Origin of the sequence: Xanthobacter sp. 91 (genome assembly GCF_000702385.1) — a bacterium.
Taxonomy (GTDB): Bacteria; Pseudomonadota; Alphaproteobacteria; order Rhizobiales; family Xanthobacteraceae; genus Xanthobacter; species Xanthobacter aminoxidans.
The window spans coordinates 2,539,968-2,564,761 of sequence record NZ_JNIB01000001.1 but is presented as its reverse complement, the minus strand read 5'-3'; the positions used below and the strand labels follow the sequence as shown (position 1 = coordinate 2,564,761).

The 24,794-nt window shown below is 68.3% G+C and carries 22 protein-coding genes; 15 read left to right on the top strand and 7 right to left on the bottom strand.

The window, feature by feature from the left end; all coding sequences use genetic code 11:
• Window positions 1–148: 148 nt before the first annotated feature.
• Genes uraH through A37E_RS0112085 form a run of 3 tightly spaced genes read left to right on the top strand, consistent with a single transcriptional unit; the run spans window position 149 to window position 3,265 of the window.
• The gene (gene uraH / locus A37E_RS0112095; protein ID WP_029556825.1) at window positions 149–499 is read left to right on the top strand and encodes a hydroxyisourate hydrolase; all 351 of its coding nucleotides are present in this window, start codon (window positions 149–151) and stop codon (window positions 497–499) included.
• Between the two features lie 4 nt (window positions 500–503).
• Window positions 504–1,982, top strand: a complete 1,479-nt coding sequence (puuE, locus tag A37E_RS0112090) for an allantoinase PuuE (RefSeq protein WP_081837565.1) — start codon at window positions 504–506, stop codon at window positions 1,980–1,982.
• A 14-nt stretch (window positions 1,983–1,996) separates the two neighbouring features.
• On the top strand, window positions 1,997–3,265 hold the full coding sequence (locus A37E_RS0112085) for an allantoate amidohydrolase (protein WP_245279320.1): 1,269 nt from the start codon (window positions 1,997–1,999) through the stop codon (window positions 3,263–3,265).
• Between the two features lie 240 nt (window positions 3,266–3,505).
• On the opposite strand, the gene A37E_RS0112080 is transcribed toward A37E_RS0112085, so the two are convergent.
• From A37E_RS0112080 to A37E_RS0112070, 3 genes are all read right to left on the bottom strand, one after another.
• Window positions 3,506–4,513 (bottom strand): Hsp33 family molecular chaperone, encoded by a 1,008-nt coding sequence (locus tag A37E_RS0112080; RefSeq protein WP_029556822.1) that lies wholly within the window; start codon window positions 4,511–4,513, stop codon window positions 3,506–3,508.
• 151 nt (window positions 4,514–4,664) lie between these two features.
• On the bottom strand, window positions 4,665–5,597 hold the full coding sequence (gene argF, locus A37E_RS0112075; protein ID WP_029556821.1) for an ornithine carbamoyltransferase: 933 nt from the start codon (window positions 5,595–5,597) through the stop codon (window positions 4,665–4,667).
• Window positions 5,594–6,802, bottom strand: coding sequence for an aspartate aminotransferase family protein (locus A37E_RS0112070; protein WP_029556820.1), 1,209 nt, complete (start codon window positions 6,800–6,802; stop codon window positions 5,594–5,596). The genes argF and A37E_RS0112070 overlap by 4 nt, the downstream gene beginning before the upstream one ends.
• Before the next feature lie 570 nt (window positions 6,803–7,372).
• On the opposite strand from A37E_RS0112070, the gene A37E_RS0112065 reads away from it, so the two are divergent.
• On the top strand, window positions 7,373–7,936 hold the full coding sequence (locus A37E_RS0112065) for a GcrA family cell cycle regulator (protein WP_029556819.1): 564 nt from the start codon (window positions 7,373–7,375) through the stop codon (window positions 7,934–7,936).
• A 78-nt stretch (window positions 7,937–8,014) separates the two neighbouring features.
• On the opposite strand, the gene hisS is transcribed toward A37E_RS0112065, so the two are convergent.
• The gene (gene hisS, locus A37E_RS0112060) at window positions 8,015–9,541 is read right to left on the bottom strand and encodes a histidine--tRNA ligase (RefSeq protein ID WP_029556818.1); all 1,527 of its coding nucleotides are present in this window, start codon (window positions 9,539–9,541) and stop codon (window positions 8,015–8,017) included.
• Between the two features lie 268 nt (window positions 9,542–9,809).
• Here hisS and ybaL point away from each other — a divergent pair, with 268 nt between their 5' ends.
• The 9 genes from ybaL (at window position 9,810) to serA (ending at window position 19,357) form a co-directional block, all read left to right on the top strand.
• On the top strand, window positions 9,810–11,690 hold the full coding sequence (gene ybaL / locus A37E_RS0112055; protein ID WP_081837564.1) for a YbaL family putative K(+) efflux transporter: 1,881 nt from the start codon (window positions 9,810–9,812) through the stop codon (window positions 11,688–11,690).
• A 113-nt stretch (window positions 11,691–11,803) separates the two neighbouring features.
• A complete protein-coding gene (locus tag A37E_RS0112050) occupies window positions 11,804–12,730 on the top strand; it encodes a metal ABC transporter substrate-binding protein (protein WP_051678971.1) in 927 nt (308 codons plus the stop codon).
• Window positions 12,727–13,623 carry a manganese/iron ABC transporter ATP-binding protein gene (locus A37E_RS0112045; RefSeq protein WP_029556815.1) on the top strand — a complete coding sequence of 299 codons (897 nt, stop codon included), beginning with the start codon at window positions 12,727–12,729 and terminating at the stop codon, window positions 13,621–13,623. The genes A37E_RS0112050 and A37E_RS0112045 overlap by 4 nt, the downstream gene beginning before the upstream one ends.
• A 220-nt stretch (window positions 13,624–13,843) precedes the next feature.
• Window positions 13,844–14,704 carry a metal ABC transporter permease gene (locus A37E_RS0112040; RefSeq protein WP_029556814.1) on the top strand — a complete coding sequence of 287 codons (861 nt, stop codon included), beginning with the start codon at window positions 13,844–13,846 and terminating at the stop codon, window positions 14,702–14,704.
• Window positions 14,701–15,537, top strand: a complete 837-nt coding sequence (locus tag A37E_RS0112035) for a metal ABC transporter permease (protein WP_029556813.1) — start codon at window positions 14,701–14,703, stop codon at window positions 15,535–15,537. Before A37E_RS0112040 ends, A37E_RS0112035 begins: the two co-directional genes overlap by 4 nt.
• On the top strand, window positions 15,534–15,875 hold the full coding sequence (locus A37E_RS0112030) for a hypothetical protein (RefSeq protein ID WP_029556812.1): 342 nt from the start codon (window positions 15,534–15,536) through the stop codon (window positions 15,873–15,875). Before A37E_RS0112035 ends, A37E_RS0112030 begins: the two co-directional genes overlap by 4 nt.
• A 32-nt stretch (window positions 15,876–15,907) precedes the next feature.
• Window positions 15,908–16,234: a hypothetical protein gene (locus A37E_RS26875; protein WP_156026299.1), complete on the top strand. Its 327-nt coding sequence runs from the start codon at window positions 15,908–15,910 to the stop codon at window positions 16,232–16,234.
• A 159-nt stretch (window positions 16,235–16,393) separates the two neighbouring features.
• Window positions 16,394–17,569, top strand: coding sequence for a phosphoserine transaminase (locus A37E_RS0112025; RefSeq protein WP_029556811.1), 1,176 nt, complete (start codon window positions 16,394–16,396; stop codon window positions 17,567–17,569).
• Window positions 17,570–17,770: 201 nt separating this feature from the next.
• Window positions 17,771–19,357, top strand: coding sequence for a phosphoglycerate dehydrogenase (serA, locus tag A37E_RS0112020; RefSeq protein ID WP_029556810.1), 1,587 nt, complete (start codon window positions 17,771–17,773; stop codon window positions 19,355–19,357).
• A gap of 100 nt (window positions 19,358–19,457) precedes the next feature.
• On the opposite strand, the gene A37E_RS0112015 is transcribed toward serA, so the two are convergent.
• Window positions 19,458–20,450: a TerC family protein gene (locus tag A37E_RS0112015; protein ID WP_029556809.1), complete on the bottom strand. Its 993-nt coding sequence runs from the start codon at window positions 20,448–20,450 to the stop codon at window positions 19,458–19,460.
• A gap of 222 nt (window positions 20,451–20,672) precedes the next feature.
• Complete coding sequence (locus A37E_RS0112010; protein WP_024277194.1) at window positions 20,673–20,906, bottom strand: DUF465 domain-containing protein; 234 nt, start codon at window positions 20,904–20,906, stop codon at window positions 20,673–20,675.
• 98 nt (window positions 20,907–21,004) lie between these two features.
• Between A37E_RS0112010 and A37E_RS0112005 the strand changes: the two genes are divergently transcribed.
• A complete protein-coding gene (locus tag A37E_RS0112005) occupies window positions 21,005–21,925 on the top strand; it encodes a hydrogen peroxide-inducible genes activator (protein WP_029556808.1) in 921 nt (306 codons plus the stop codon).
• A gap of 136 nt (window positions 21,926–22,061) precedes the next feature.
• Here the strand turns inward: A37E_RS0112005 and A37E_RS0112000 are convergent, their stop codons facing one another.
• Window positions 22,062–23,501 carry a methyl-accepting chemotaxis protein gene (locus tag A37E_RS0112000; protein WP_051678970.1) on the bottom strand — a complete coding sequence of 480 codons (1,440 nt, stop codon included), beginning with the start codon at window positions 23,499–23,501 and terminating at the stop codon, window positions 22,062–22,064.
• A 529-nt stretch (window positions 23,502–24,030) separates the two neighbouring features.
• Here A37E_RS0112000 and A37E_RS0111995 point away from each other — a divergent pair.
• The gene (locus tag A37E_RS0111995; protein ID WP_029556806.1) at window positions 24,031–24,681 is read left to right on the top strand and encodes a L,D-transpeptidase; all 651 of its coding nucleotides are present in this window, start codon (window positions 24,031–24,033) and stop codon (window positions 24,679–24,681) included.
• Window positions 24,682–24,794: the final 113 nt, after the last annotated feature.

Here is a 24,794-nt window from a genome sequence, read left to right as displayed (position 1 = left end):
CGGAATATCTTCCGATTTTTTTGGAAAATCGATCCACCCGGCGCGGGTTATGCTGCCGCGCAGCGGAGCGTTCGCCCGGCTGCCGGCCCTGCACCCGCAAGGCTTCCGCCGGGCGCGGCGCCAGAGAGTCAGGAAGGACGAGGAAACGATGGGGCGCCTGTCCACTCACGTGCTCGATACGGTCTCCGGCGGCCCGGCCGCCGATGTTGCGGTGGAACTTTACCGGCTGACGGCCGATGGCGGGCGCACCCTCGTCACCACCCGCCGCACCAATGCGGACGGCCGCACCGATACCCCCCTGCTCGCGGGCGACGATTTCCTCCCCGGCACCTATGAGCTGGTCTTCCACATCGGCGCGCATTTCCGCGCCACCGGCGCCCCGGTGGCCGACCCGCCTTTCCTCGACGTGGTGCCCCTGCGCGTGACCCTGATCGAGGGGCACTATCACGTGCCGCTGCTCTGCTCCCCGTGGAGCTATTCCACCTATCGGGGGTCCTGAGCCCATGCCCGCTCCCTTCACCGGCCGCGACAATTCCGGCATCCCCACCGATCCCGTCACCGGCAAGCCCTATCCGCGCGATCTCGTGGGCTACGGCCGCAATCCGCCCCACCCCCATTGGCCGGGGGATGCGCGCATCGCCGTGCAGTTCGTGGTGAATTACGAGGAGGGCGGCGAAAACTCGGTGCTCCATGGCGACAATGCCTCGGAGGCCTTCCTCTCCGAGATCATCGGCGCCGTGCCCTGGCCCCGCCAGCGGCACATGAACATGGAGTCCGTCTACGAGTTCGGCGCCCGCGTCGGCATCTGGCGGCTGCTGCGCCTGTTCGGCGAGCGCAACATGCCGGCCACCGTCTACGGCGTCGCCACCGCCCTCGCCCGCAATCCCGATGCCGTCGCCGCCATGCAGGAGGCCGGCTGGGAGCTGGCCAGCCACGGCTACAAGTGGATCGAATACAAGGATTTCACCCGCGACGCCGAGCGCGAGCATATCGAGGAGGCCGTGCGCCTGCACACCGAGGTGACCGGCGCCCGCCCGCTCGGCTTCTACCAGGGCCGCTCCGCCGAGCACACGGTGCCCCTCCTGATGGAGGAAGGCGGCTTCCTCTATGTGGCCGACAGCTATGCGGACGAACTGCCCTACTGGATCTATGGGCCGCGCGGCCCGCAGCTTGTGGTGCCCTACACGCTGGACGCCAACGACATGCGCTTCTCCGTGGCCGCAGGCTTTTCCAACGGCACCGAATTCTTCGACTATCTGAAGGACAGCTTCGACCTGCTTTATGCCGAGGGGGCCACCGCCCCGCGCATGATGTCCATCGGCCTCCATCCGCGCCTCGCGGGCCGGCCGGGCCGGGCGCAGGCGCTGGCGCGCTTCCTCGACTACATCGCCGGCCACGAGAAAGTGTGGGTGGCGCGCCGCCTCGACATCGCCCGCCACTGGATCGCCCATCACCCGCCCGCCGGCGGATACCGGCCCACCTACATGCCGCGCGGCCTGTTCGTGGAGCGGTTCGGGGGCGTCTACGAGCATTCGCCCTGGATCGCGGAAGGCGCCTACGACCGTGGCCTCACCACCCGCGCCGACACGGCCGAGGGCCTCAACGAAGCCCTCGCCGCCGTGCTGCGCGCTGCGCCCCTTGAGAAGCAGATGGGCGTCATCCACGCCCATCCCGACCTCGCCGGCAAGCTCGCGGAAGCAAAGCTCCTCACCGCCGAGTCCGCCGCCGAGCAGGCCTCCGCCGGCCTTGACCAGCTCACGGCGGAGGAGAAGGCGCGCTTCACCGCACTGAACGACGCCTACAAGGCGAAGTTCGGCTTCGTCTTCATCATGGCCATCCGCGGACGCAGCAAGGCCGACATCCTCGCCGCCTTCGAGCGTCGCCTCGCCCACGACCGCGACACCGAAGTTGCGGAGGCGCTGGCGCAGATCGAGCGCATCGCGCTGCTGCGCCTCTCCCAGATGCTGCCGGCCGCCCCCTGAACAAGGTCTCTTCCGTGCCCCGATCTGCCCCCGGTTCCGCCCCGCTCCCCTCCCCCCTCGACGGCGAGATCATCGTCTCCCGCCTGAAGGAACTCGCCGCCTGCACCGACGTGCCCGGCGAGATGACCCGCCTGACGCTGACCCCCGCCCACAAGAGGGCGGCGGCGCAGGTGTCATTCTGGATGCGGGAGGCGGGGCTGGCGCAGGTCCATATGGACGCCACTGGCTCCATCGTCGGGCGCTACGCGGCGGACCGGGCCAACGCCAAGACCCTCGTCCTCGGCTCGCACATCGACACCGTGCGCAACGCCGGCATCTATGACGGCAATCTCGGTGTGCTCACCGCCATCGCCGCCGTGGAGGCGCTGAAGCAGCAGGGCATCCGCCTGCCCTTCGCCATCGAGGTCGCGGCCTTCGCCGATGAGGAGGGCGTGCGCTTCCTCTCCACCCTCACCTCCTCCAAGGCCATGGCCGGCATCTTCGATCCGAAGAGCCTGGAGGATGTGGACGCGCAGGGCATCTCCCGCATGGAGGCGCTGCGTTCGTTCGGGGCGCCGGTGGATCGCGTCGCCGACTGCCGGCGCGATCCCGCCGAGACGCTGGGCTATGTGGAAGTGCATATCGAGCAGGGGCCGGTGCTGGAGGCGGCGGGCGCGCCCCTCGGCATCGTCACCGGCATCGCCGGGGCCTCGCGCGGGCATGTGCGCATCCGGGGCGAGGCCGGCCATTCCGGCACCCTGCCCATGGCCATGCGCCACGATGCGCTCACCGCCGCCGCCGAGATGATCCTCGCCGTGGAGGCGCGCGGCCGGGCCGACGGCAAGGAGCTGGTGGCCACGGTCGGCACGCTCATCATCGCCGGCAGCGCGGTGAACGTGGTGCCCGGCGAGGTGCAATTCTCCCTCGACGTGCGCGCCCTCTCCGACGAATTGCGGACCCGCGCCGTCGCCGACATCCGCGCCGCCGTGGCCGACATCGCGGCGCGGCGCGGGGTGAAAGCGAGCGTGGACATCGGCCACGAGGTGCCCGCCGCGCCCTGTCACGGTCCGCTCAAGGAGCGCATGGCCAAGGTGGTGGAGGGCCTTCAGCTTCCCGTCGTGCGGCTACCCTCGGGCGCCGGCCACGACGCCATGGTGTTTCGCGGCGTAATGCCCATGGCCATGCTGTTCGTGCGCTCGGAGAACGGCAGCCACAACCCCCGCGAATACGCCGCCCCCGCCGACATCGGCCTCGCGGCAGAGGCGCTCTATGCGTTCCTGCTGAAGACGGCGGAGGAGATGTGAGGGGCTGCCGGAGCCCTCACCGGTCCGCTGTCATCATCCGAGAGTCTCCACCGCTCAACCGTCATCGCCCGGCTTGTCCGGGCGATCCACGGGCGGTCTGACGCTAAGCCTTAATGGCTGGGCGCCGACAGGCGGAGGGGTGGATCCCCCGGATGAACCGGGGGATGACGGCTCTCGCGGCGCGGGCGCCGCCTCTTACCCCCGCCCACCAAACCGGAGCACGACGGCACACCTGAAGTGTCACCCGTCCGCCCGGCCGAGAACCTCCTCGGCGGTGAACTTGTAGGTGCGGCCGCAGAATTCGCAGGTCACGGTGACCTTGCCGTCGTCCTGGATCATCTCCCGCCGCTCCTCCGGGCCGAAGGAGGCGAGGACGCCCGAGACCTTCTCCCGCGAGCAGGAGCAGCGCGCGGCGATGGGCAGCGGATCGAACACGCGCACCCCGCGCTCGTGGAACAGGCGGTAGAGCAGCCGCTCGGAAGAGAGGTCGCGGTCGATCAGTTCCACGTCCTCCAGCGTGCCGACGAGGGAGCGCGCCTCCACCCAGGCGTCGTCCTCGTCCACCTTGTGCTCTTCCACGCCCTCGGGCGCATCGCCGGGGGAGAGGTCGGCCATGCGGGCGCGGGAGGCGTCCTGCGGCAGGAACTGGGCGAGCAGGCCGCCGGCCCGCCAAGAGGACTCCTTACCGCCCGGCTTCATCTCCTCGCCCACGGCGAGGCGCACGCGGGTGGGGATCTGCTCGGACTGGTGGAAATATTCGTGCGCCGCCGCCTCCAGCCCCGAGCCGTCGAGGGCGACCACGCCCTGATAGCGGTTGGTGCTGATGCCCTGGTCGATGGTCATGGCGAGATGGCCGCGCCCCAGCAGCGCCGCCGGCGAGGTCTCGTTGCGGCGCTCGGCCTCGGCCAGCGCATCGGCATCGTAGCGGGCATAGGCGCGGATCTTGTCGGGGCTCACGAAGTCGGCCACCACCATGTCCACCGGCCCGTCGGTCTGGGTCTGGAGGATGAAGCGGCCCTCGAACTTCAGCGAGGAGCCGAGCAGCACGGCGAGCGTCACCGCTTCTCCCACCACGCGCTTCACGGCGGGGGGATAGGCGTGATGGGCGAGCAGCGCATCGAGCGTGGGGCCGAGGCGGACCGTGCGGCCACGGATGTCGAGGGCATCCACCTGGAAGGCGGTGACGATGTCGTCCTGCGCGGCCTCGGATGCGGCGCGGGTGGCGGTGCGGGTGCGCTCGCCCTTCATGAAAGGTCTCCGGACGTGCCGGACCCGCATGCCAGCGCTCAGCGCACGATCATGGGTCCAGGGGGTTGCATGGTTTCAAGTGTCTGGACCCACACATATTCACGAGCCGGGCTGTTTCAACCCGGCTCGCAATGTCCCCGCTGCGGAAGGCTCAGCCGCCCACCGCGTCGAAGCACCAGGCGAGCACGCCCTTCTGGGCGTGCAGGCGGTTCTCCGCCTCGTCGAACACCACGGACTGCGGGCCGTCCATCACCACGTCCGTCACCTCCTCCCCGCGATGGGCGGGCAGGCAGTGCATAAAGATGGCATCCTTGTCCGCCCGCGCCATCAGGGCCGAATTGACCTGATAGGGCTTGAGGATGTTGTGACGGCGCTCGGCCTCCTTGTCGCCCATGGAGACCCAGGTGTCGGTGATGACGCAATCCACGCCCTCCACCGCCTCTTCCGGGTCGCGCATGAACTTCACCTTGGCCTTGGTGCGCTTCACGAAGTCCTTCAGCGCCTGACGCGGCGACAATTCCTTGGGCGTCGCCACCTTCAGGGTGAAGTCGAAGCGGTCGGCGGCATGAACCCACGAGGCCAGCACGTTGTTGGCGTCGCCCGTCCAGGCCACCGAGCGGCCGGTGATGGGGCCGCGATGCTCCTCGAAGGTCATCACGTCGGCCATCACCTGGCAGGGGTGGGAGATGCGGGTGAGGCCGTTGATGACCGGCACCGTGGCGTATTTCGCCAGCTCGGTCAGGTCGTCATGGTCCAGGATGCGGATCATGATGGCGTCGACGAAGCGCGACAGCACGCGGGCCGTGTCGGCGATGGTCTCGCCGCGGCCGAGCTGCATCTCCTGGCCCGTGAGCATGATGGTCTCGCCGCCCAGCTGGCGCATGGCGAGGTCGAACGACACGCGCGTGCGGGTGGACGGCTTGTCGAACACCATGGCCAGCGACTTGCCGGCGAGCGGCTTTTCCACCGGCTCCCCCGCCTTGCGGCGGGCCTTCAGATCCTTGGAAAAGTCCAGGACCCGGCGCAGTTCCTCGGCCGGGATCTCGGACAGATCGAGAAAATGACGCACCCCATTCCCCTTCATTCGGCCGCTCCCTTCACCGGATCGGCGGCGAGGCGCGCCTCGATGCGCCGGCAGGCGGCTTCGATCTTGTCGGCTGCGATGCCCACCTCTTCCTCGCTCACGGTGAGCGGCGGCAGGAGGCGGATGACGTTCTCGGCGGCGCCGGGCACCAGCATGCCCTCCTCGCGCAGCGCGGCGATCAGCTCGGGCGCGGGCACGGCGGCCTTGATGCCGAGCAGCAGGCCCTGCCCGCGCACCTCGGCGATGACGGCCGGATGGGTGTCGCGCAGTTCGGCGAGACGCTGCTGGAAGCGGCCGGCGACGCGGTTCACGCGCGGGAGGAAGTCATCCTCCAGCACCACGTCCAGCACCGCATTGCCCACCGCCATGGCCAGCGGGTTGCCGCCATAGGTGGAGCCGTGGGTGCCCACCGTCATGCCCTTGGCTGCCTCTTCGGTGGCAAGGCACGCCCCCATGGGGAAGCCGCCGCCGATGCCCTTGGCCACCGACATGATGTCCGGGGTAATGCCGGTCCACTCATGGGCGAACAGGCGTCCGGTGCGCCCGACACCGCTCTGCACCTCGTCCAGCACCAGGAGCAGGCCGTTCTCGTCGCACAGTTCGCGCAGGCCGGCGAGGAAGCCGGCCGGCGGCACGCGCACGCCGCCCTCGCCCTGCACCGGCTCCACCAGAATGGCGGCGGTCTCGGGTGTCACGGCGGCGCGGGCGGCGTCGAGATCGCCGAACGGCACCTGGTCGAAGCCCGGAAGATCCGGGCCGAAGCCTTCGAGATATTTCGGGTTGCCGCCGGCGGCGATGGTCGCCAGCGTGCGGCCGTGGAAGGCGCCCTCGAAGGTGATGATGCGGTTCTTCTCGGGATGGCCGCTCACATACTGGTAGCGGCGCGCCATCTTGATGGCGCACTCCAGCGCTTCCGCACCGGAATTGGTGAAGAACATGGTGTCCGCGAAGGTCGCGGCCTTCAGCCGGTCGGCCAGCTTCTCGGCGCCGGGGATGCGGAACAGGTTGGACACATGCCACAGCTTCGTCGCCTGCTCGGAGAGCGCGGCGGCGAGATAGGGATTGGCGTGGCCCAGCACGTTCACGGCGATGCCGGCGGTGAAGTCGAGGAAACGTCGCCCGTCCGTCGTGACGAGCCAGCAGCCCTCTCCCCTCTCGAACTGGAGGTCGATGCGTGCGTAGGTCGGCAGAACGGGGGTGATCACACTATCCTCCTGGTGGACTTCGATGCAGGCTTCCTGGCCTTCGAGGTTGCACGGGTTTGCGAACAACGTGCGACAGCGGGGTTTCGGCCCGGCCGCGCGCACAAACTAAAAAAGGCCGCCCATGCGGGGGCGGCCCGACCGCGCGATTCTAATGAACACGCGCACGAGGTCAACCGATCGCCTGCCATGATGCGAATCGGGACCGCGACCGGCCGCCGCACAAGGGTAAACGAAGCCTTAAGGAGCTGGGGAAAACGCTCCGCGACCCCTTGCCGACTCTGTTGCAGGGACCGGCCATATTGTAGGTTCTTGAGGGTCAGCCACGAGATGTCGTGCGCAGGGGCATCAGGAACCCTCTTCCAGGAACCGCGATCCGGGTCCATCCGAGCGCTTTGCCGCGCACGGGAACGGGGAGGGAGTCCGCCCTGCGGAAATCACGATCCGGGACGCGCCCCAACCGGCGTTCCCGCCCATGGCTGAAGCGGCGCCGAGCGTTTCCGGCGCCCGCGGCGTTCTTGAGATGCTGCCGGTTGAAATGCGGCAAGTAGATGCGGCAAATGGAGAAGAGCGATGAGCTGGAATGACGAGCGCGTCGAACTCTTGAAAAAGCTCTGGAGCGAAGGCCTCTCCGCGAGCCAGATCGCGACCGAGCTTGGCGAGGTGACGCGCAATGCCGTCATCGGCAAGGTGCATCGCCTCGGCCTGTCCGGCCGGGCGAAGGCCGCCCCTGCCCCGGCGCGTCCCCGCGCCAGCGGAACGGCGCCGGCCAAGGCCGGTCCGATGAACGGGCCGATGGGCGCCCCCGCCGGTCGCCCCGACAACCAGGCGCGGCCGCAGCGGCCGACCACCATCGGCAACACCGCCCTCGCGGCCGATCTGGACGAGGCACCGGAAGAGGCACCGGCGCCCGCTCCCGTCATGAGCGACAACGTGGTGCCCATGACCCAGGGCTGCACCATCATGCAGCTCACCGAGAGCACCTGCCGCTGGCCGCTGGGCGAGCCGGGCACCGAGAGCTTCCACTTCTGCGGCGGCAAGGCCAATCCGGGCATGCCCTATTGCCAGACCCACGCCCGCATCGCCTACCAGCCGGTGCAGGACCGCCGCCGCGACCGCCGCCTCGCCTATCTCTGAGGCGGGGGAGCCAGACAGAAAAGGGCCCGCCTCCGGCCGGAGGCGGGCCCTTTTTCGTTCAGGGGACGGCGGGAGGGCTCAGTCGTCCAGTCCCAGAGACGGCGCCGCGCGGCGTTCCAGCACGTCGCGGATGGCGGCGACCATCTCGCTCTCCTTCACCGCGAACTGGGCGGGGCGGGCGGCGCGGTATTCCGCATTGTCGGCGATGCCGGCGGCGATCTTCGCGCCTTCCACCAGATCCTTGATCTGGACCTCGCCGGCGTCCTTCTCGTTCGACCCCTGGATGATGACGGCCGGGGCGCCGCGGCGGTCGGCATATTTCATCTGCGCCTTCATGCCGGCGCCGCCGAGATACATCTCGGCGCGGATGCCGTTGGCGCGAAGCTCGGACACCATCTTCATGTAGTCGGCAATGCGGGCCGGCTCCTTGTCCATGGCCAGCACCACGACGGGGCCGACCTCGGCGTCCGCATCCATCTTGCCGAGGAAGGCGAGAGCCGCGAGCAGGCGGGAGACGCCGATGGAGAAGCCGGTGGCCGGCACCTTCTCGCCGCGGAAGCGGGCGACGAGGCCGTCATAGCGCCCTCCCCCCGCTACCGAACCGAAGCGCACGGGGCGGCCGGTCTCGTCGGTGATCTCGAAGGTGAGTTCCGCCTCGTAGACGGGGCCGGTGTAATATTCGAGGCCGCGCACCACGGAAGGGTCGATCTTCACCCGGTCCTGATAGCCGCCGGCGGCGAGCAGGGTGCGGATGTCGTTCAATTCCGCCATGCCTTCCTGGAAGGCGGCATTGCCGGCCAGCGCGGCGGCAAGCGCGACGTCGTCCAGCTCCACCTCGACGCCCACATCGGTGGCGCGCACGCCCTTGCCCGTGAGCATGGCCAGCACCACGGACGCCTGACGCTCATCGAGGCCCGCGCCCTTGGTGAAATCGCCGCTCTCGTCCTTGCGGCCGGGGCCGAGCAGGAGCGCGACGCCCTCGGCGCCGAACTTGTCGAACTTGTCGATCGCGCGCAGCACGGTGAGGCGGCGGCCGGCATTCTCATCGCCGCCGAGGCCGATGGCCTCCATCACGCCGTCGAGGACCTTGCGGTTGTTCACCTTCACCACATAGGAGCCGCGCGGAATGCCCACCGCCTCCAGCGTGTCGGCGGCCATCATGCAGATCTCGGCATCCGCCGCGACCGAGGGGGCGCCCACCGTGTCGGCGTCGAACTGCATGAACTGGCGGAAGCGGCCGGGGCCGGGCTTCTCGTTGCGGAAGACGTAGCCCGCCCGGTAGGAGCGGTAGGGCTTGGGCAGCTGCTCGAAATGCTCGGCCACGTAGCGCGCCAGCGGCGCCGTGAGGTCGTAGCGCAGGGAGAGCCACTGCTCGTCGTCGTCCTGGAAGGAGAAGACGCCCTCGTTGGGCCGGTCGAGGTCGGGCAGGAACTTGCCGAGCGCGTCGGTATATTCGATGGCCGGGGTCTCCAGCGCCTCGAAGCCGTAGAGCGCGTAGACGGCGCGGATCTTCTCCAGCATGGCGCGGGTGGCGCTCAGCTCCGCACCGGTGCGGTCGACAAGGCCGCGCGGGAGTCGCGCCTTCGGCTTGAATTCTTTGGCCATGATGCTTCGGGACCTGTGTCCCGCTCGGTCAATAAAGGGGTTGGGGCGTCTTAGAGGACGGGGCCGGTGACGGCAAGGTCGCTGGCCGGGAAGGGCCGGCAACCCGCGAAAAACCTGCCGCTCCGTTACCTCTGCCATGACAGCGCCGTGTTCTGCGCGCATCATGAAGTCGGGTCGCGGCAGCCGTCGCACTGGCCCTCATCCCAGACCTGTCGTCATGCTGCGCCCTAAGGCGTGTGGCGGCGCCATTGCAGCATGGAGGACACGCTTGCCCCACGACACGCCGCTCATTGCGACCCTCGTCGGGGCCTTCGTCCTCGCCTTCGTGCTCGGCGCCATCGCGCAGCGCCTCAAGCTGTCGCCGCTGGTGGGCTATCTCCTCGCCGGCGTGCTCGTGGGGCCGTTCACCCCCGGCTTCGTGGCCGACGAGCATCTGGCGCTGGAACTGGCGGAGATCGGCGTCATCCTCCTCATGTTCGGCGTCGGCCTGCACTTTTCCTTGTCCGATCTCCTCTCGGTGAAAGCCATCGCCATCCCCGGCGCCATCGTGCAGATCACGGCGGCGACCGTCATGGGCATGGGCCTCGCCTGGGCTTTGGGGTGGAATCTCGGCGCCGGCCTCGTCTTCGGCATCGCCTTGTCCGTCGCCTCCACCGTCGTGCTTTTGCGGGCGTTGCAGGAGCGGCGGATGGTGGAGAGCGAGCAGGGGCGCATCGCGGTGGGCTGGCTCATCGTCGAGGACCTCGCCATGGTCCTCGCGCTGGTGCTGCTGCCCGCTTTGTCCGGCGCGCTCGGCGGACGGACCGTCACCACCGGCACCATCGACTGGCTGGGCCTCGGCGGCGACGTGTGGACCACCCTCGCCGTCACGCTGGTCAAGGTCGCCGGCTTCGTGGTGCTGATGCTGGTGGTGGGCCGCCGCGTCATTCCCTGGATCATGCACTGGGTGGCGCACATCGGCTCGCGCGAGCTGTTCCGCCTCGCTGTGCTGGCCATCGCGCTGGGCGTGGCGTTCGGCTCGGCCAAGCTGTTCGGCGTCTCGTTTGCGCTGGGCGCCTTCTTCGCCGGCATGGTGCTGAGCGAGAGCCCCCTCTCCCACCGCGCCGCCGAGGAGACGCTGCCCCTGCGCGACGCCTTCGCCGTGCTGTTCTTCGTCTCGGTGGGCATGCTGGTGGACCCCTCCATCGTGGTGAAGAGCCCGGTCTCGCTGCTGGTGACGGTGCTGATCGTGCTGTTCGGCAAGTCGCTCGCCGCCTTCTTCATCGTGCGGGCGTTCGGCTACGGCAACTCCACCGCCCTCACCATCTCCGCCTCGCTGGCGCAGATCGGCGAATTCTCCTTCATCCTCGTGGCGCTGGGCGTGGACCTGCAATTGCTGCCGGCCGAGGGACGCGACCTGATCCTCGCCGCGGCGATCATCTCCATCCTCGCCAACCCCTTCTTTTTCCTGGTGCTGGACCGCTACCGCGCGCGCCATGCGCCGCTGCGGCCCGAAAAGGCGGCCCCTGCTGCCGCTGCGCCCGCCCCGGCGCCCCATCCCGCGCCCAAGCCCGCGCCCAAGCCTGTCCCGGCCCTGCCGGAAACCGCGCTCGCCAACCACACCGTGCTCGTCGGTTACGGCCGGGTCGGCCGCCTCGTCGCCGACGGACTGAAGGCGGCGGGCACGCCCTTCCTCGTCATCGAGGACCAGGGCGACCGGCTGGAGGAGCTGAAGCGCCTGGACATCGAAGCGGTGAACGCCAACGCCGCCTCCGCCCCCGCCATCGCGGCGGCCAATGTCGCCGGAGCGCGCCGCATCATCCTCGCCATCCCGGACGGGTTCGAGGCGAGCAACGTGCTGAAGAAGGCACGCCAGCTCAATCCCGCCATCGAGATCGTCGCCCGCGCCCATTCGGATGCGGAGGTGGAGCACCTGCGGCAGAGCGGGGCCAACTTCATCATCATGGGCGAGCGGGAGGTGGCGCGCGGCATGCTGGCGCACGTGCTGGAGACCTCCCAAAACGACATCGCCGGCGCGGCCGCCGCAGAGCAGGCGGTGGAAGGCGGAAACCGGGCCGATCCCTCGGTTTCCATGGACATCGCGGCCCCTGTTGACGCTGGGCCCGGTCTTGCGGAGCCGGCGGCCGCGGCGCAGAAAGAGACGCTGTAGCTCGACCTTTATTGCGAATAAGTTGCAATTGCAGGAAGGGTGCGGTAATTTTTGCGAATTGATCGCAACTAAGGCGGCCGCGCCCGTCACGACCGCCGGACCGGAGCATTCCCGTGCCCGACGCCTTTGTCCTGTCCCGCCGGCATTTTCCGGCGCTCGCCCTCGCCGCCGCGGCGGCGTTCTTCGTCTCGAACCCCGCCCGCGCGGCCGCGCCGTTCAAGGTGGTCACCACCTTCACCGTCATCGCCGACATGGCGAAGAACGTGGCGGGCGACGCCGCGCAGGTGGAGAGCATCACCAAGCCCGGCGCCGAGATCCATAATTACCAGCCCACCCCCGGCGACCTCATCAAGGCGCAGGGCGCGAACCTGATCCTGTGGAACGGGCTGAACCTGGAACTGTGGTTCGAGAAATTCTTCTCGCGCCTCAAGAACGTGCCGAGCGTGGTGGTGTCGCAGGGCGTCGAGCCCATGGGCATCACGGACGGCCCCTACAGCGGCAAGCCGAACCCCCACGCCTGGATGTCGCCCTCCGCCGCGCTGATCTACGTGGACAACATCCGCGACGCGCTGGTGAAGTACGATCCGGCCAACGCCGCGACCTACGCGGCCAATGCCGCCGCCTACAAGGCGAAGATCACCGCCGCCATCGACCCCATCCGCGCCGAGCTGGAGAAAGTGCCGGCGGAGCAGCGCTGGCTTGTCACCAGCGAGGGCGCCTTCTCCTACCTCGCCCGCGACTTCGGGCTGAAGCCGCTCTATCTCTGGCCCATCAACGCCGACCAGCAGGGCACGCCCCAGCAGGTGCGCCGCGTGGTGGACCTGATGCGGAAGGACCACATCCCGGTCATCTTCTCGGAAAGCACCATCTCCGCCGAGCCGGCCAAGCAGGTGGCGCGGGAGACCGGCGCGCGCTACGGCGGCGTGCTTTATGTGGACTCCCTCTCCGACCCCTCCGGGCCGGTGCCCACCTATCTCGACCTCCTGAAGGTGACGAGCGGCACCATCGCCGCCGGGCTGACCGGGAGCGCCAAGCCATGAACGCTCCCCTTTCCCGCCAAAACCTCGCCGAGGCCGGCGCCGGCATCCTGGTCGAGCATGTCACCGTCACCTATCGCAACGGGCACACCGCCCTGCGCGATGCCAGCTTCGCCATTCCCACCGGCACCATCACCGCTCTGGTGGGGGTGAACGGCTCGGGCAAGTCCACCCTGTTCAAGACCATCATGGGCTTCCTCAAGGCGGCGCGGGGCGAGGTGCGCATTCTCGGCATGAGCGTGCCCGAGGCGCTGAAGCGCAACGTGGTCGCCTATGTGCCGCAGGCCGAGGAGGTGGACTGGACCTTCCCCGTGCTGGTCGAGGACGTGGTGATGATGGGCCGCTACGGCCACATGAACCTCTTGCGCATTCCCGGCGCCGCCGACCGCGCGGCGGTGGAGGCGGCGCTCGCCCGCGTCAACATGCTGGACTTCCGCACGCGGCAGATCGGCGAGCTCTCCGGCGGGCAGAGGAAGCGCGTCTTCCTCGCCCGCGCGCTGGCGCAGGACGCCCGCGTGATCCTGCTCGACGAGCCCTTCACCGGCGTGGACGTGAAGACCGAGGACGCCATCATCGGCCTCCTGCGCGCCCTGCGCGACGAGGGGCGGGTGATGCTCGTCTCCACCCACAATCTCGGCTCCGTGCCGGAATTCTGCGACCGCACCGTGCTGGTGAAGGGCACCGTGCTCGCCTACGGCCTCACCTCCGAGGTGTTCACGCAGGCCAATCTTGAGAAGGCCTTCGGCGGCGTGCTGCGCCATTTCGTGCTGGACGAGAGCCACGCGACGACGCCCGGCACGCTGGGCGTGCTCACCGACGACGAGCGCCCCCTCGTCCTCTACAAGGACCGCCCCGCCCAGAGCGGCACGGCGGGCTCATCCGAGGGGATCGGGTGATGGCGACCGGAACCGCCTTCGCGCCCCGGACAAGCGACAGCGCAGCTGGAGCGCCGAGCCGGGGCCCAGCGCAAGACTTCTGCGCAGCAGCCCCAATCCAGCGGTCTCCGAAGCACGGCGCCTTCGGCATGTCGTTGCGCTGGATCCCGGCTCTCCCTCCGCTGCGCTCGCGCTCCGCTGCGGTCGGCCGGGATGCGGGCCGGTGCCGGAGGACGGCGCCATGACCCTCCTCCTCGAACCCTTCACCTATTCCTACATGGTCAACGCCATGTGGGTGTCGGCGCTGGTGGGGGCCGTCTGCGCCTTCCTCTCCGCCTTCCTGATGCTCAAGGGCTGGTCGCTGATCGGCGATGCGCTGTCGCACTCCATCGTGCCGGGCGTGGCGGGGGCCTACATGCTGGGGCTGCCCTTCTCGGTGGGCGCCTTCTTCGCGGGGGCGCTGGCGGCAGGGGCGATGCTGTTCTTGCAGGAGCGGACCAAGCTGAAGGAGGATGCCGTCATCGGCCTCATCTTCACCTCCTTCTTCGGGCTCGGCCTGTTCATGGTCTCGCTGTCGCCGACCTCGGTGAACGTGCAGACCATCGTGCTCGGCAACATCCTCGCCATCTCGCCCGGCGACACCTTGCAGCTCGCCATCATCGGCTTCGTCTCGCTCGCGCTGCTGCTCGTCTTCTGGAAGGACCTGATGGTGACCTTCTTCGACGAGAGCCACGCCCGCTCCATCGGCCTGAAGCCCACCGCGCTCAAGGTGATGTTCTTCACTTTGCTTGCCGCCTCGACCGTCGCGGCGTTGCAGACGGTTGGCGCCTTCCTCGTCATCGCCATGGTGGTGACGCCGGGCGCCACCGCCTATCTCCTCACCGACCGCTTCCCCCGCCTCATCGCCTTGTCCGTCGCCATCGGCGCGACCACCTGCTTCGTCGGCGCCTATGCCTCCTATTTCCTTGATGGCGCGACGGGCGGCATCATCGTGGTGTTGCAGACGCTGATCTTCCTCACTGCCTTCGTCTTCGCCCCCAAGCACGGCGTGCTGGCGGCGCGGCGGCAGGCGGCCGAGGCGCTGAAGGAGGGCGCGGCATGAGCCTTCTCGCGCCCTTCCAGTTCGATTTCATGCAGACCGCCCTCGTCATCGCCGCGCTGGTGGCGGTGCCCATGGCGCTGCTCTCCTGCTTCCTGGTGCTGAAGGGCTGGTCGCTGATGGGGGATGCCGTCTCCCACGCGGTGCTGCCGGGCGTGGTGCTGGCCTATATGGCCGGCCTGCCGCTGGCCTTCGGCGCCTTCGTGGCGGGCATGATCTGTGCGCTCGGCACCGGCTATCTCAAGGCGAACAGCCGGGTGAAGGAAGACACTGTCATGGGCGTGGTCTTCTCCGGCATGTTCGGGCTGGGGCTGGTGCTCTACACCAAGATCCAGACCGACGTGCATCTCGACCACATCCTCTTCGGCGACATGCTGGGCGTGAGCTGGGGCGACATCGCCGAAAGCGCGATCATCGCCGGCCTCGTGACCTTGGTGCTGCTCGCCAAATGGCGCGATCTGCTGCTGAACGCCTTCGACCCCGCGCAGGCGAAGGCGGTGGGGCTCCACACCGGCCTCCTGCACTACGGCCTCTTGGTGATGCTCTCGCTGACCATCGTCGCGGCGCTGAAAGCCGTGGGCATCATCCTCGCCGTGGCGCTGCTCATCGCGCCGGGGGCCATCGCGTTTCTCGTGACGAAGCGCTTCGGCTGGATGCTGGTGACGGCGGTTCTTGTGGCCGTCTCCTGCTCGCTCGCCGGCGTCTACCTCTCCTTCTTCCTGGACTCGGCACCCGCCCCCACCATCGTGCTGCTGATGACGGGCGTGTTCATCGCGGCGTTCGTGGGCGTGCGGGTGAAGGCGCGGCGGGTGGAGGCGGCGGAGGGGGCGTCATGATGATCGCGGAACGGGTGCTCATGCTCACGCAGGACGGCACCGAAGTCCCCGTCCACGTCCGCATCTTCGCGCCGGTGGAAGGTACTGTGGACTGGAGCTGCCGCGCCGAGATTCACTGGCCGGAGGGACTCGCGGTGAGCACCACCTACGGCCTTGATTCCGCACAGGCGCTCCATCTCACCCTGCAGGCGATCGGCTCCCGCCTCTACATGAGCGACGCCCACAAGGAAGGCCGGCTGCGCTGGGGCGAGCCCGGGTCAGGCTATGGCTTTCCCATCATCAAGATGCTGCGGCACGAGCTGATCGGCGATGATGCGCGGTTTGACGGGAATGATTGAGAATATGGGTAAACCCCCCGGATTGACGGGCCATGATCCAAGATAGCTTCAATCCATTTTTCTACGTTCTAATTGTAATTACGCCTTCCACTTATACCTATATCGCGATTTATTTCATCAATAAGGCAAAAACAAAAATCCCAGAATGGTCACGTCAACATATCGTAGCGTTTATTTTCTCGATGGCAGATACCCGCACGCGGAAGGAAAAAGCTTGGAGGAACGTCGGAGTCCGCGATGAAGCAGCCATTGCGTTCGCAATGAGAATGCAGGTGTGCTGCCTGTTTTTAGGGTTTTCAGGCGCATCGCTGATATTTCTGGCCACCGCAAGATTTTTCACATGGCAGCATTGGATATAGGTGAACCGGTTCGCTCCACCTGCCCCCAAATTAAGCGCCAAGATCAAGCCTTCGGCACCCGCCCCCTCATCACCCTTGACGCCCCATCCCCTCAGGCGTAACCCCATCTGCGGGACACCTCCCCCCAACGGGAGGCGCCCATCTGTAAGGATGGACTGCATGACGACGAATCCTGCTCCGGCCACGCGTCCGGAGAACCCCAATTTTTCCTCCGGCCCCTGCGCCAAGCGTCCCGGCTGGACGCTGGAAGGGCTTTCCGACGCCCCCCTCGGCCGCTCGCACCGCGCCAAGGTCGGCAAGGTGAAGCTGAAGGAAGCCATCGACCTCACCCGTGAGGTGCTGGAAGTCCCGGCCGACTACCGCATCGGCATCGTCCCCGCCTCTGATACCGGCGCCGTGGAAATGGTGCTGTGGTCCGTGCTCGGCGCGCGCCCGGTGGACATGCTGGCCTGGGAAAGCTTCGGCGAGGGCTGGGTGACGGATGTCGTCAAGCAGCTCAAGCTCACCGATGCCCGCGCGCTGACCGCCCCCTATGGCGAGCTGCCGGACCTCAAGAGCGTCGATTTCACCCACGACGTGGTCTTCACCTGGAACGGCACCACCTCCGGCGTCATGGTGCCGGACGCGGACTGGATCCCGGCCGACCGCGAGGGCCTGACCATCTGCGACGCCACCTCGGCGGCGTTCGCGCAGAAGCTCGATTTCGCCAAGCTCGATGTGGTCACCTTCTCCTGGCAGAAGGTCCTCGGCGGCGAGGCGGCCCACGGCATGCTCATCCTCTCCCCCCGCGCGGTGGCGCGGCTGGAGAGCTACAAGCCGGCGTGGCCCCTGCCCAAGATCTTCCGCATGACCAAGGGCGGCAAGCTCATCGAAGGCATCTTCGAGGGCGAGACCATCAACACCCCGTCCATGCTGTGCGTCGAGGACTATCTCGATGCGCTCAAGTGGTCGAAGAACATCGGCGGCCTCTCGGCGCTGCAGGAGCGGTCCAACCGCAACTTCGAGGCCATCGCCCAGTGGGTGCACCGCACCCCGTGGGTGGATTTCCTCGCCACCGATCCGGTGACGCGCTCCAACACCTCCGTGTGCCTGAAGGTGGTGGATGCGGACGTGACCGCGCTTCCCGCCGACGCGCAGGCGGCCTTCGCCAAGGCCATCGCCTCGGGCCTCGAGAAGGGCGGCATCGCCTACGACATCGGCGCCTATCGCGACGCCCCTCCCGGCCTGCGCATCTGGTGCGGCGCCACCGTCGAGCGTGCCGACGTGGAAGCCCTGACCCACTGGCTCGACTGGGCCTTCACCGAGGCGAAGTCCGCGCTGCCCAAGGCGGCGTGATTTCGATCGGATGACTGCGGCGGCCTGCGCCGCCTCCTGAACATCGTCATGCCCGGGCTTGTCCCGGGCATCCACGTCGAGCCGCCGGCGCCACGGCCGAAGGTGCGCCCGGACCATCCACGTGGATGGCCGGGACAAGCCCGGCCATGACGGCTGCGTGCGCGGTTCGGCCCATCCCATTCGCGAAACGGAGCCCATCCCATGGCACCCCGCGTTCTCATCTCCGACAAGCTCTCCCCGGCCGCCATCCAGATCTTCAAGGACCGCGGCGTCGAGGTGGATTTCCAGCCGGACCTCGGCAAGGACAAGGACAAGCTCGCCGAGATCATCGGCAATTATGACGGCCTCGCCATCCGCTCGGCCACCAAGGTGACGCCGAAGATCCTGGAGAAGGCCAACCGCCTCAAGGTCATCGGCCGCGCCGGTATCGGCGTCGACAACGTGGACCTGCCGGCCGCGACCGCCAAGGGCGTGATCGTGATGAACACGCCGTTCGGCAATTCCATCACCACCGCCGAACACGCGATCGCGATGATGTTCGCCCTCGCCCGCGAGATCCCGGCGGCGGATGCCTCCACCCAGGCCGGCAAGTGGGAGAAGAACCGCTTCATGGGCGTCGAGGTCACGGGCAAGACCCTCGGCATCATCGGCTGCGGCAACATCGGCTCCATCGTCGCCGAGCGCGGCGTGGGGCTGCGGATGAAGGTCATCGCCTTCGACCCCTTCCTCTCGCCCGAGCGCGCCCTCGACCTCGGCGTGGAGAAGGTGGAGCTGGACGACCTCCTCGCCCGCGCCGATTTCATCACCCTGCACACGCCCCTCACCGAGAAGACCAAGAACATCCTCTCGGCCGAGAACCTCGCCAAGACCAAGAAGGGCGTGCGCATCATCAACTGCGCCCGCGGCGGCCTGGTGGACGAGGAGGCGCTGCGCGCGGCTCTCGACTCGAAGCACGTGGCCGGCGCGGCCTTCGACGTGTTCACCGTCGAGCCGGCCGAGACCAACCCGCTGTTCGGCCATCCCAACGTGGTCTGCACGCCGCACCTCGGCGCCGCCACCACCGAGGCGCAGGAGAATGTCGCGCTGCAGGTGGCCGAGCAGATGAGCGATTATCTCCTGACCGGCGCCATCTCCAATGCGGTGAACTTCCCCTCCATCACCGCGGAAGAGGCGCCGAAGCTCAAGCCCTTCATCGAGCTTTCCGAAAAGCTGGGCTCCTTCGCCGGCCAGCTGACCGACACCGACATCAAGACCGTGCGCATCATCTATGAGGGCGCGGTGGCGGACCTGAAGGTGAAGGCGCTGACCTCGGCGGCCGTGGCCGGCCTGCTGCGCCCGGCGCTGGCCGACATCAACGTCGTCTCCGCCCCCTCCGTCGCCAAGGAGCGCGGCGTGGTGATCGAGGAGACCACCCGCGCCGCCACCGGCGACTATGAGAGCCTGATCACGGTGACTGTCGTGACGGAGCAGTTCGAGCGCTCCGTCTCCGGCACGGTGTTCGCGGACGGCCATCCGCGCATCGTCAACATCAAGGGCATCAAGGTGGATGCCGAGTTCGCCCCCGCCATGGTCTATGTGACCAACGAGGACAAGCCCGGCTTCATCGGCCGCTTCGCCGGTCTCCTCGGCGATGCCGGCATCAACATCGCCACCTTCGCCCTCGGCCGCGACCATGCGGGCGGCGATGCCATCGCGCTGGTGGCGGTGGATGGCGCGGTGCCCGCCGAGCTGCTGGCGAAGGTGCAGGCCCTGCCGCAGGTGAAGGCGGCCAAAGCCCTCGCTTTCTGAGGGCCCTCGCGTTCTGAGGGCCCTCGCCTTCTGAGCCTGACGCCGACCCAAAAGCAGAAGCCCCGTCCGGCCGGACGGGGCTTCTTTCGTTTCAGGCAGCTCACGCCGCGTGCTTCACGTCCGTCCCGCCGCCGGTGCGCCAGAGCGAGAAGAGGATGCCGGCGCCGATCATCGCCACCGTCACGCCAAGCGAGATGGCCGGGTCCACCTTGCCGAAGACGTAGCTCCAGAAGATCTTGCCGCCGATGAAGACGAGCACGCCGGCCAGCGCGTACTTCAGGTGCGAGAAGCGGTGAACCATGGCGGCCAGCGCGAAGTAGAGGGCGCGCAGGCCGAGGATGGCCATGATGTTGGCGGTGAACACGATGTAGGTGTCCGTGGTGATGGCGAAGATCGCCGGCACCGAATCCACCGCGAACACGAAGTCCGCGATATTGATCACCACGAGGGCGAGGAACAGCGGCGTCGCCCAAAGCACGGCCTTGCCGGTGACGGGATGGGGCTGGCGCACGAAGAAGCGCTCGCCGTGCAGCTCGGGCGTCACCCGCATGCGCCTGGTGAGGAAGCGCAGTGCCTTGTTCTGCGAGATGTCCGTCTCGCCTTCGCTGGCGAACAGCATCTTGATGCCGGTGACGACAAGGAACGCGCCGAACAGCAGCAGCACCCAGTCATAGGACTGCACCAGCGCCGCGCCCACGCCGATCATGAGGCCGCGCAGCACCAGCACCGCGATGATGCCCCACACCAGCGCCCGGTATTGATAGGCGCGGGGAATGGCGAAGTAGCTGAAGATCAGCGAGATGACGAAGACGTTGTCGATGGAGAGCGCCTTCTCGATGGCATAGCCGGTGAAGTATTGCATGCCGGCCTGTGGCCCCATGGAGACCCAGATCCAGCCGCCGAACACGGCCGCGACCGCAATGTAGAAGACGGAGAGCCTGAGGCTTTCGGCGATGCCGATTTCCCGCGAGTCGCGGTGCAGCACGCCCAGGTCGAAGGCGAGCAAAGCGAAGACGATGGCGAGGAAGCCGAGCCAGAGCCAGAGCGGCTTGCCGGCGACATCGAGGAAGAGAAGAGCGATCAGCTGGTCCATGGCACGGTCCTGTCAGTGGCCTGCGGCACCGGCGGCCCGCGAGGCTCGCGGCGCCGGGCAGGAAACCGGATAGGAGGACCGACATGGCGGGCGGGCACGGACCCGGCCTGCCCCGGGCAGCTGGGACAGGCCGGGCCGCATCCGCGCCCGTCAGAGGGGCCCGGACCTCGCGTGTTGAGGGAAAGGGGCCGAGCGCTGGGGGGCGCGCGGGACAGGTGCCGCCTATCTCGCCGGCTTGAGAGGAATTTCGGCCCACCTCTTGCGGCGGACCACCACGACGCGGGCCATGTCGGCCCCCTCCCGGCGCAGATATTCGATCTGGTCGCGCAGGCGGAGCTTCATCTTCTTCAGCGCGAGCACGCGGGTGCGATCGGGCTCGGGCCGCGTCTGCTCGGAGGAGATCTCCTCCTCGATCAGGCTGTGGCGCGTCGTCAGCGATTTCATGAACTGGTCCACGACAACCTCCTTTCGATGGAGAAAGGATGGGGCCGGACGCTTGATAGCTCCAATCCATAGTCGCTATATTCATTATAGCTCTGGACTATGAAACCGCCATGCCCTTCCGGCCGCGCCATCGCCAGCTCGAATATGTGGTCGCCCTTGCCGAGACCGGGCACTTCGGCGCGGCGGCCAAGCGCTGCCACGTCTCCCAGCCGACGCTCTCCGTGCAGGTGGCCCTGCTGGAAGAGCAGCTCGGCACGCCGCTGTTCGACCGCACGCGCGGCCGCGTGATCCCCACCGCCGTCGGCGAGCGGATCATCGCTTCGGCCCGTGCCGTGCTTCAGGCGCTGGACGATATCGTCGCCACCGCCGCCACCGGGGCGGACAATCTCGGCGGGCTGATCCGGCTGGGCGTCGCGCCCACCTTCGGGCCCTATTTCCTGCCCCACCTGCTGCCGGTGCTGCACCGGCGCTATCCCGGCCTCCAGATCTATATCCGCGAGGAGCGCCCCTCGGTGATCGAGCGGGAAGTCACCGCTGGCAATCTCGATTGCGGCCTCGGACCGCAGCCTTTGTCCGGCTCGGTGCTCACCTTCCGCCGCCTGTGCCGGGAAGCCATCTATCTCGGCGCCGCCAAGGACCATCGCCTCGCGGACGGCGCCAGCGTGGAGATCGCCCAGCTCAAGGGCGAGCGGCTGCTCACCCTCGGGCGCGGCCATCAGCTGTTCGAGAGCGCGCGGGCGCTCGCCGCCGCCTCCGGCGCCCAGGTGCGGGAGGATTACGAGGGAACCAGCCTCGATGCCCTGCGCCAGATGGTCATCATGGGCATGGGCCTGTCGCTCTTCCCCGAGCTTTACGCGCGCTCGGAATTCCGCGTGCAGGACCACATCGCCCTGCTCACGGTGGAAGGCTGGCCGGCGACGCGGGACATGGGCTTCTTCTGGCGCGCGGGCAACAACCGCGCCGCCCATTTCGACCAGCTGGCGCGCGAGAGCGAGGGCACCTGCCGGGAGCTCGGCCTCGAACCCGGCTGATGCCTCCCAACGGCGTGCGGCCCACCCGGGGGAAGCGGGCGGGCCGTCACCCCTCGCCCGGGCGGGGGCGGGGCGAGGCGGCGCGCGGCCTGGCGAACGGCCGCGCCTCCGTTTGGGGAGGAGGGATTAGAGCCGATCAGCGGCGCAGCAGGGCAGACACCTCGCGGCGCAGGCGATCGGCATAGCCCGCCACATGATCGGCAATTGACCGCACGCCCACCGCCGCGCGGCGGATGTCGGACGCGGCATGGGAGACACCGTCGATGCTTTCGCTGACGGCACGCGAGGTGGACGACTGCTGCGCCATGGCCGCGGACAGCTCCACGAACAGGTCGCCCAGGTTGGAAATGCTGCGGGTGATGTCGGACACCGCCTCGACGGCGACGCCGCCGTCCTGCTGCACCTGCTCCACCTGATGGCGGATGTCCTGCGTCGCCTTGGCGGTCTGGAGCGCCAGCGCCTTCACCTCCTGCGCCACCACCGCGAAGCCCTTGCCCGCCTCGCCCACGCGCGCCGCCTCGATGGTGGCGTTGAGCGCGAGCAGATTGGTCTGGGCCGCGATCTTCTCGATCAGGGTGGTGACATTCCCGATGCGGCCGACGCTGGTGGCAAGGCTCTCCACCAGCTCGTTGGTGCGCACGGCTCGCTGGGTCGCTTCCTGCGACATGGTGGTGGCACGCTCGATCTGGTGCGAGATACCGGTGAACGAGGCAGACATCTCCTGCGCCGCCGTTGACACGGCGGTGGACATCTCCTCGGTCCGCTCGGTGAGCTGGAGCAGTTCGGCGGAGGCCGATTGGCCGGCCTCGGAGGTCTGTGTCATCTCCTGGCCGACCGCGGTCACGCCCTCGGCGGTGGCGACGGCGGCCGTCACCACGTCCCAGGTGAGCATGGGGCCGTCATAGCTGCCATCCGCCTTGAAGATGGCCGAGACACGCAGGTCCAGCGTCTCCGGCCCCACCCGGATGCGCGCGTTGTGCGGCAGGTTCGCCGGATCGGCGAGGAGGCCGCGCTGGTGCGCGGGGTGCTTGTGGAACACGTCGATGGACGTGCCCAGCATCTGGTCGGCCTTGACCTTCAAATGGGAGTCGATGCGCCGCAGGGTCTCGATGCTGGTGCGGTTCAGATAATCGATGACCAGCGTCTCGCGATCGCAGGTCATGATGTTCACCGGCATGTTCTCCATCATCTGCTGGAGCCGTTGCGTGCGGGCCTCCAGCGCGGCGCGGGCGGTGTCGGCCCGCAGCGTGACCATCACATGGGCGATGACGCCGTGCCGGTCGCGCAGGGCCGAGAGGGTCACGGCCAGCGTCTCGCCGGCCACCGCGAGATTCAGCTCGCGCGGCAGGAAGCCGGGCTCGGCGATGTGGCGGCCGAGATCCGCCAGCGCCGGATGAAGCGCGCCGAGGGGCATCCCCTGAAGCCCCGCCGGGGATGTGGCGAGGCCCGAGGCGACGGCGTTCAGGAGTTCGGTGGCCGCCGCATTGGCCTGCACCACGGCGAGGCCGCGGCCCTCGCACAGCAGCACACCCCATGGCAGAGCCGCCATCAGCTGCGCCGCCATGCCGGTGGCCACCGTGCCGAATTCCCTGGCTGCCCGATCTCGCCCGGAATGCAGGGGCTCGGGCCTGGCCCGCAGCGCGCTTGCCGTCATGCTGTTCGTCCTGTCCTCGGCGGCGATGCCGCGCCGCTTCAGCGCCACCCTGTGCAGCGCGCGATGCCAGCAAAGGGCTAGGCCGCGTAGCTTGCCCGAAGCTGGGGCGGGCCGACTGACGCGGCGTCGCCAACAGGACTTTCACGTTTGTGCGATGCACATGGCGGGCCGGGTGTGGCCCATGCGCCACCCCCCACCGGCGGGAAGATGCTAGATCAGGGAAATGGCTGGGCAGCCCCGCCCAAGGTTGGGCTTCAACCTTCGGGCGTTAACCTTAACGCCACCTTATCCGGCTTCAATGCAACGGAGCGCAGACAGGAAACTGAAGCGCGGCGTCGTGCGTTGTGTGCGTCGTAGGGTCTCGCATCGTCTGAGTGGTCAAAGCATGCCTCGGTTCCTGCCCCGGTTGTTCCCGAAGGTTCTGGTCAAGGCTTCCCGAGCTACGGCCGAAATGGTGAAGGGTGCCGACGTGCCCGTGATGGGCCGCCGCCTGTTCGTCATGGGCGCGCCGCTGGCGCTGGCCGCGTGCGTCACCAATCCGCCGCCGGCTCCGCTGAGCCGCGCGAACATGATGTACGGCCCGGTGGACGGCGAGCCCTTCCCGGTGGACGCGGTGGACCTCTCCGAGGTGGACCCCAAGTGGCTGCGGCAGGAGGTTCCGGCCCCGGCCGGCTACGCGCCCGGCACCATCGTGGTCGATATCAACGAGCGCTTCCTCTACCTCATCGGCCGCAACGGCACGGCGATCCGCTACGGCGTGGGCGTCGGCAAGCAGGGCTATTCGTTCCGCGGCTGGGCCACCATCAAGCGCAAGGAGAAGTGGCCCCACTGGACGCCCACCGCCAACATGGTGCGCCTCCAGCCCGCGCGCTACGGACCCTACCAGGCCGGCCTGCCGGGCGGCGAGACCAATCCCCTCGGCCCGCGCGCGCTCTATCTCTATGACGGCGACCGCGACACCATGTTCCGCATCCACGGCACCATCGAGCCGTGGAGCATCGGCCAGCAGGTGTCCTCGGGCTGCATCCGCCTGCTCAACCAGGACATCATCGACCTCTACGAGCGCGTCCCGCTCGGCACCCGGGTCTATGTGAAGGGCTGAAGTCGCAGCACCTGAACGCCCGACGATTCCCGCCGCCGTCATCGCCCGCCTCGTGCGGGCGATCCACTGTTGGGCACAAGGGGTGTCGGATCACTGACAGGTGGACAAGCGGA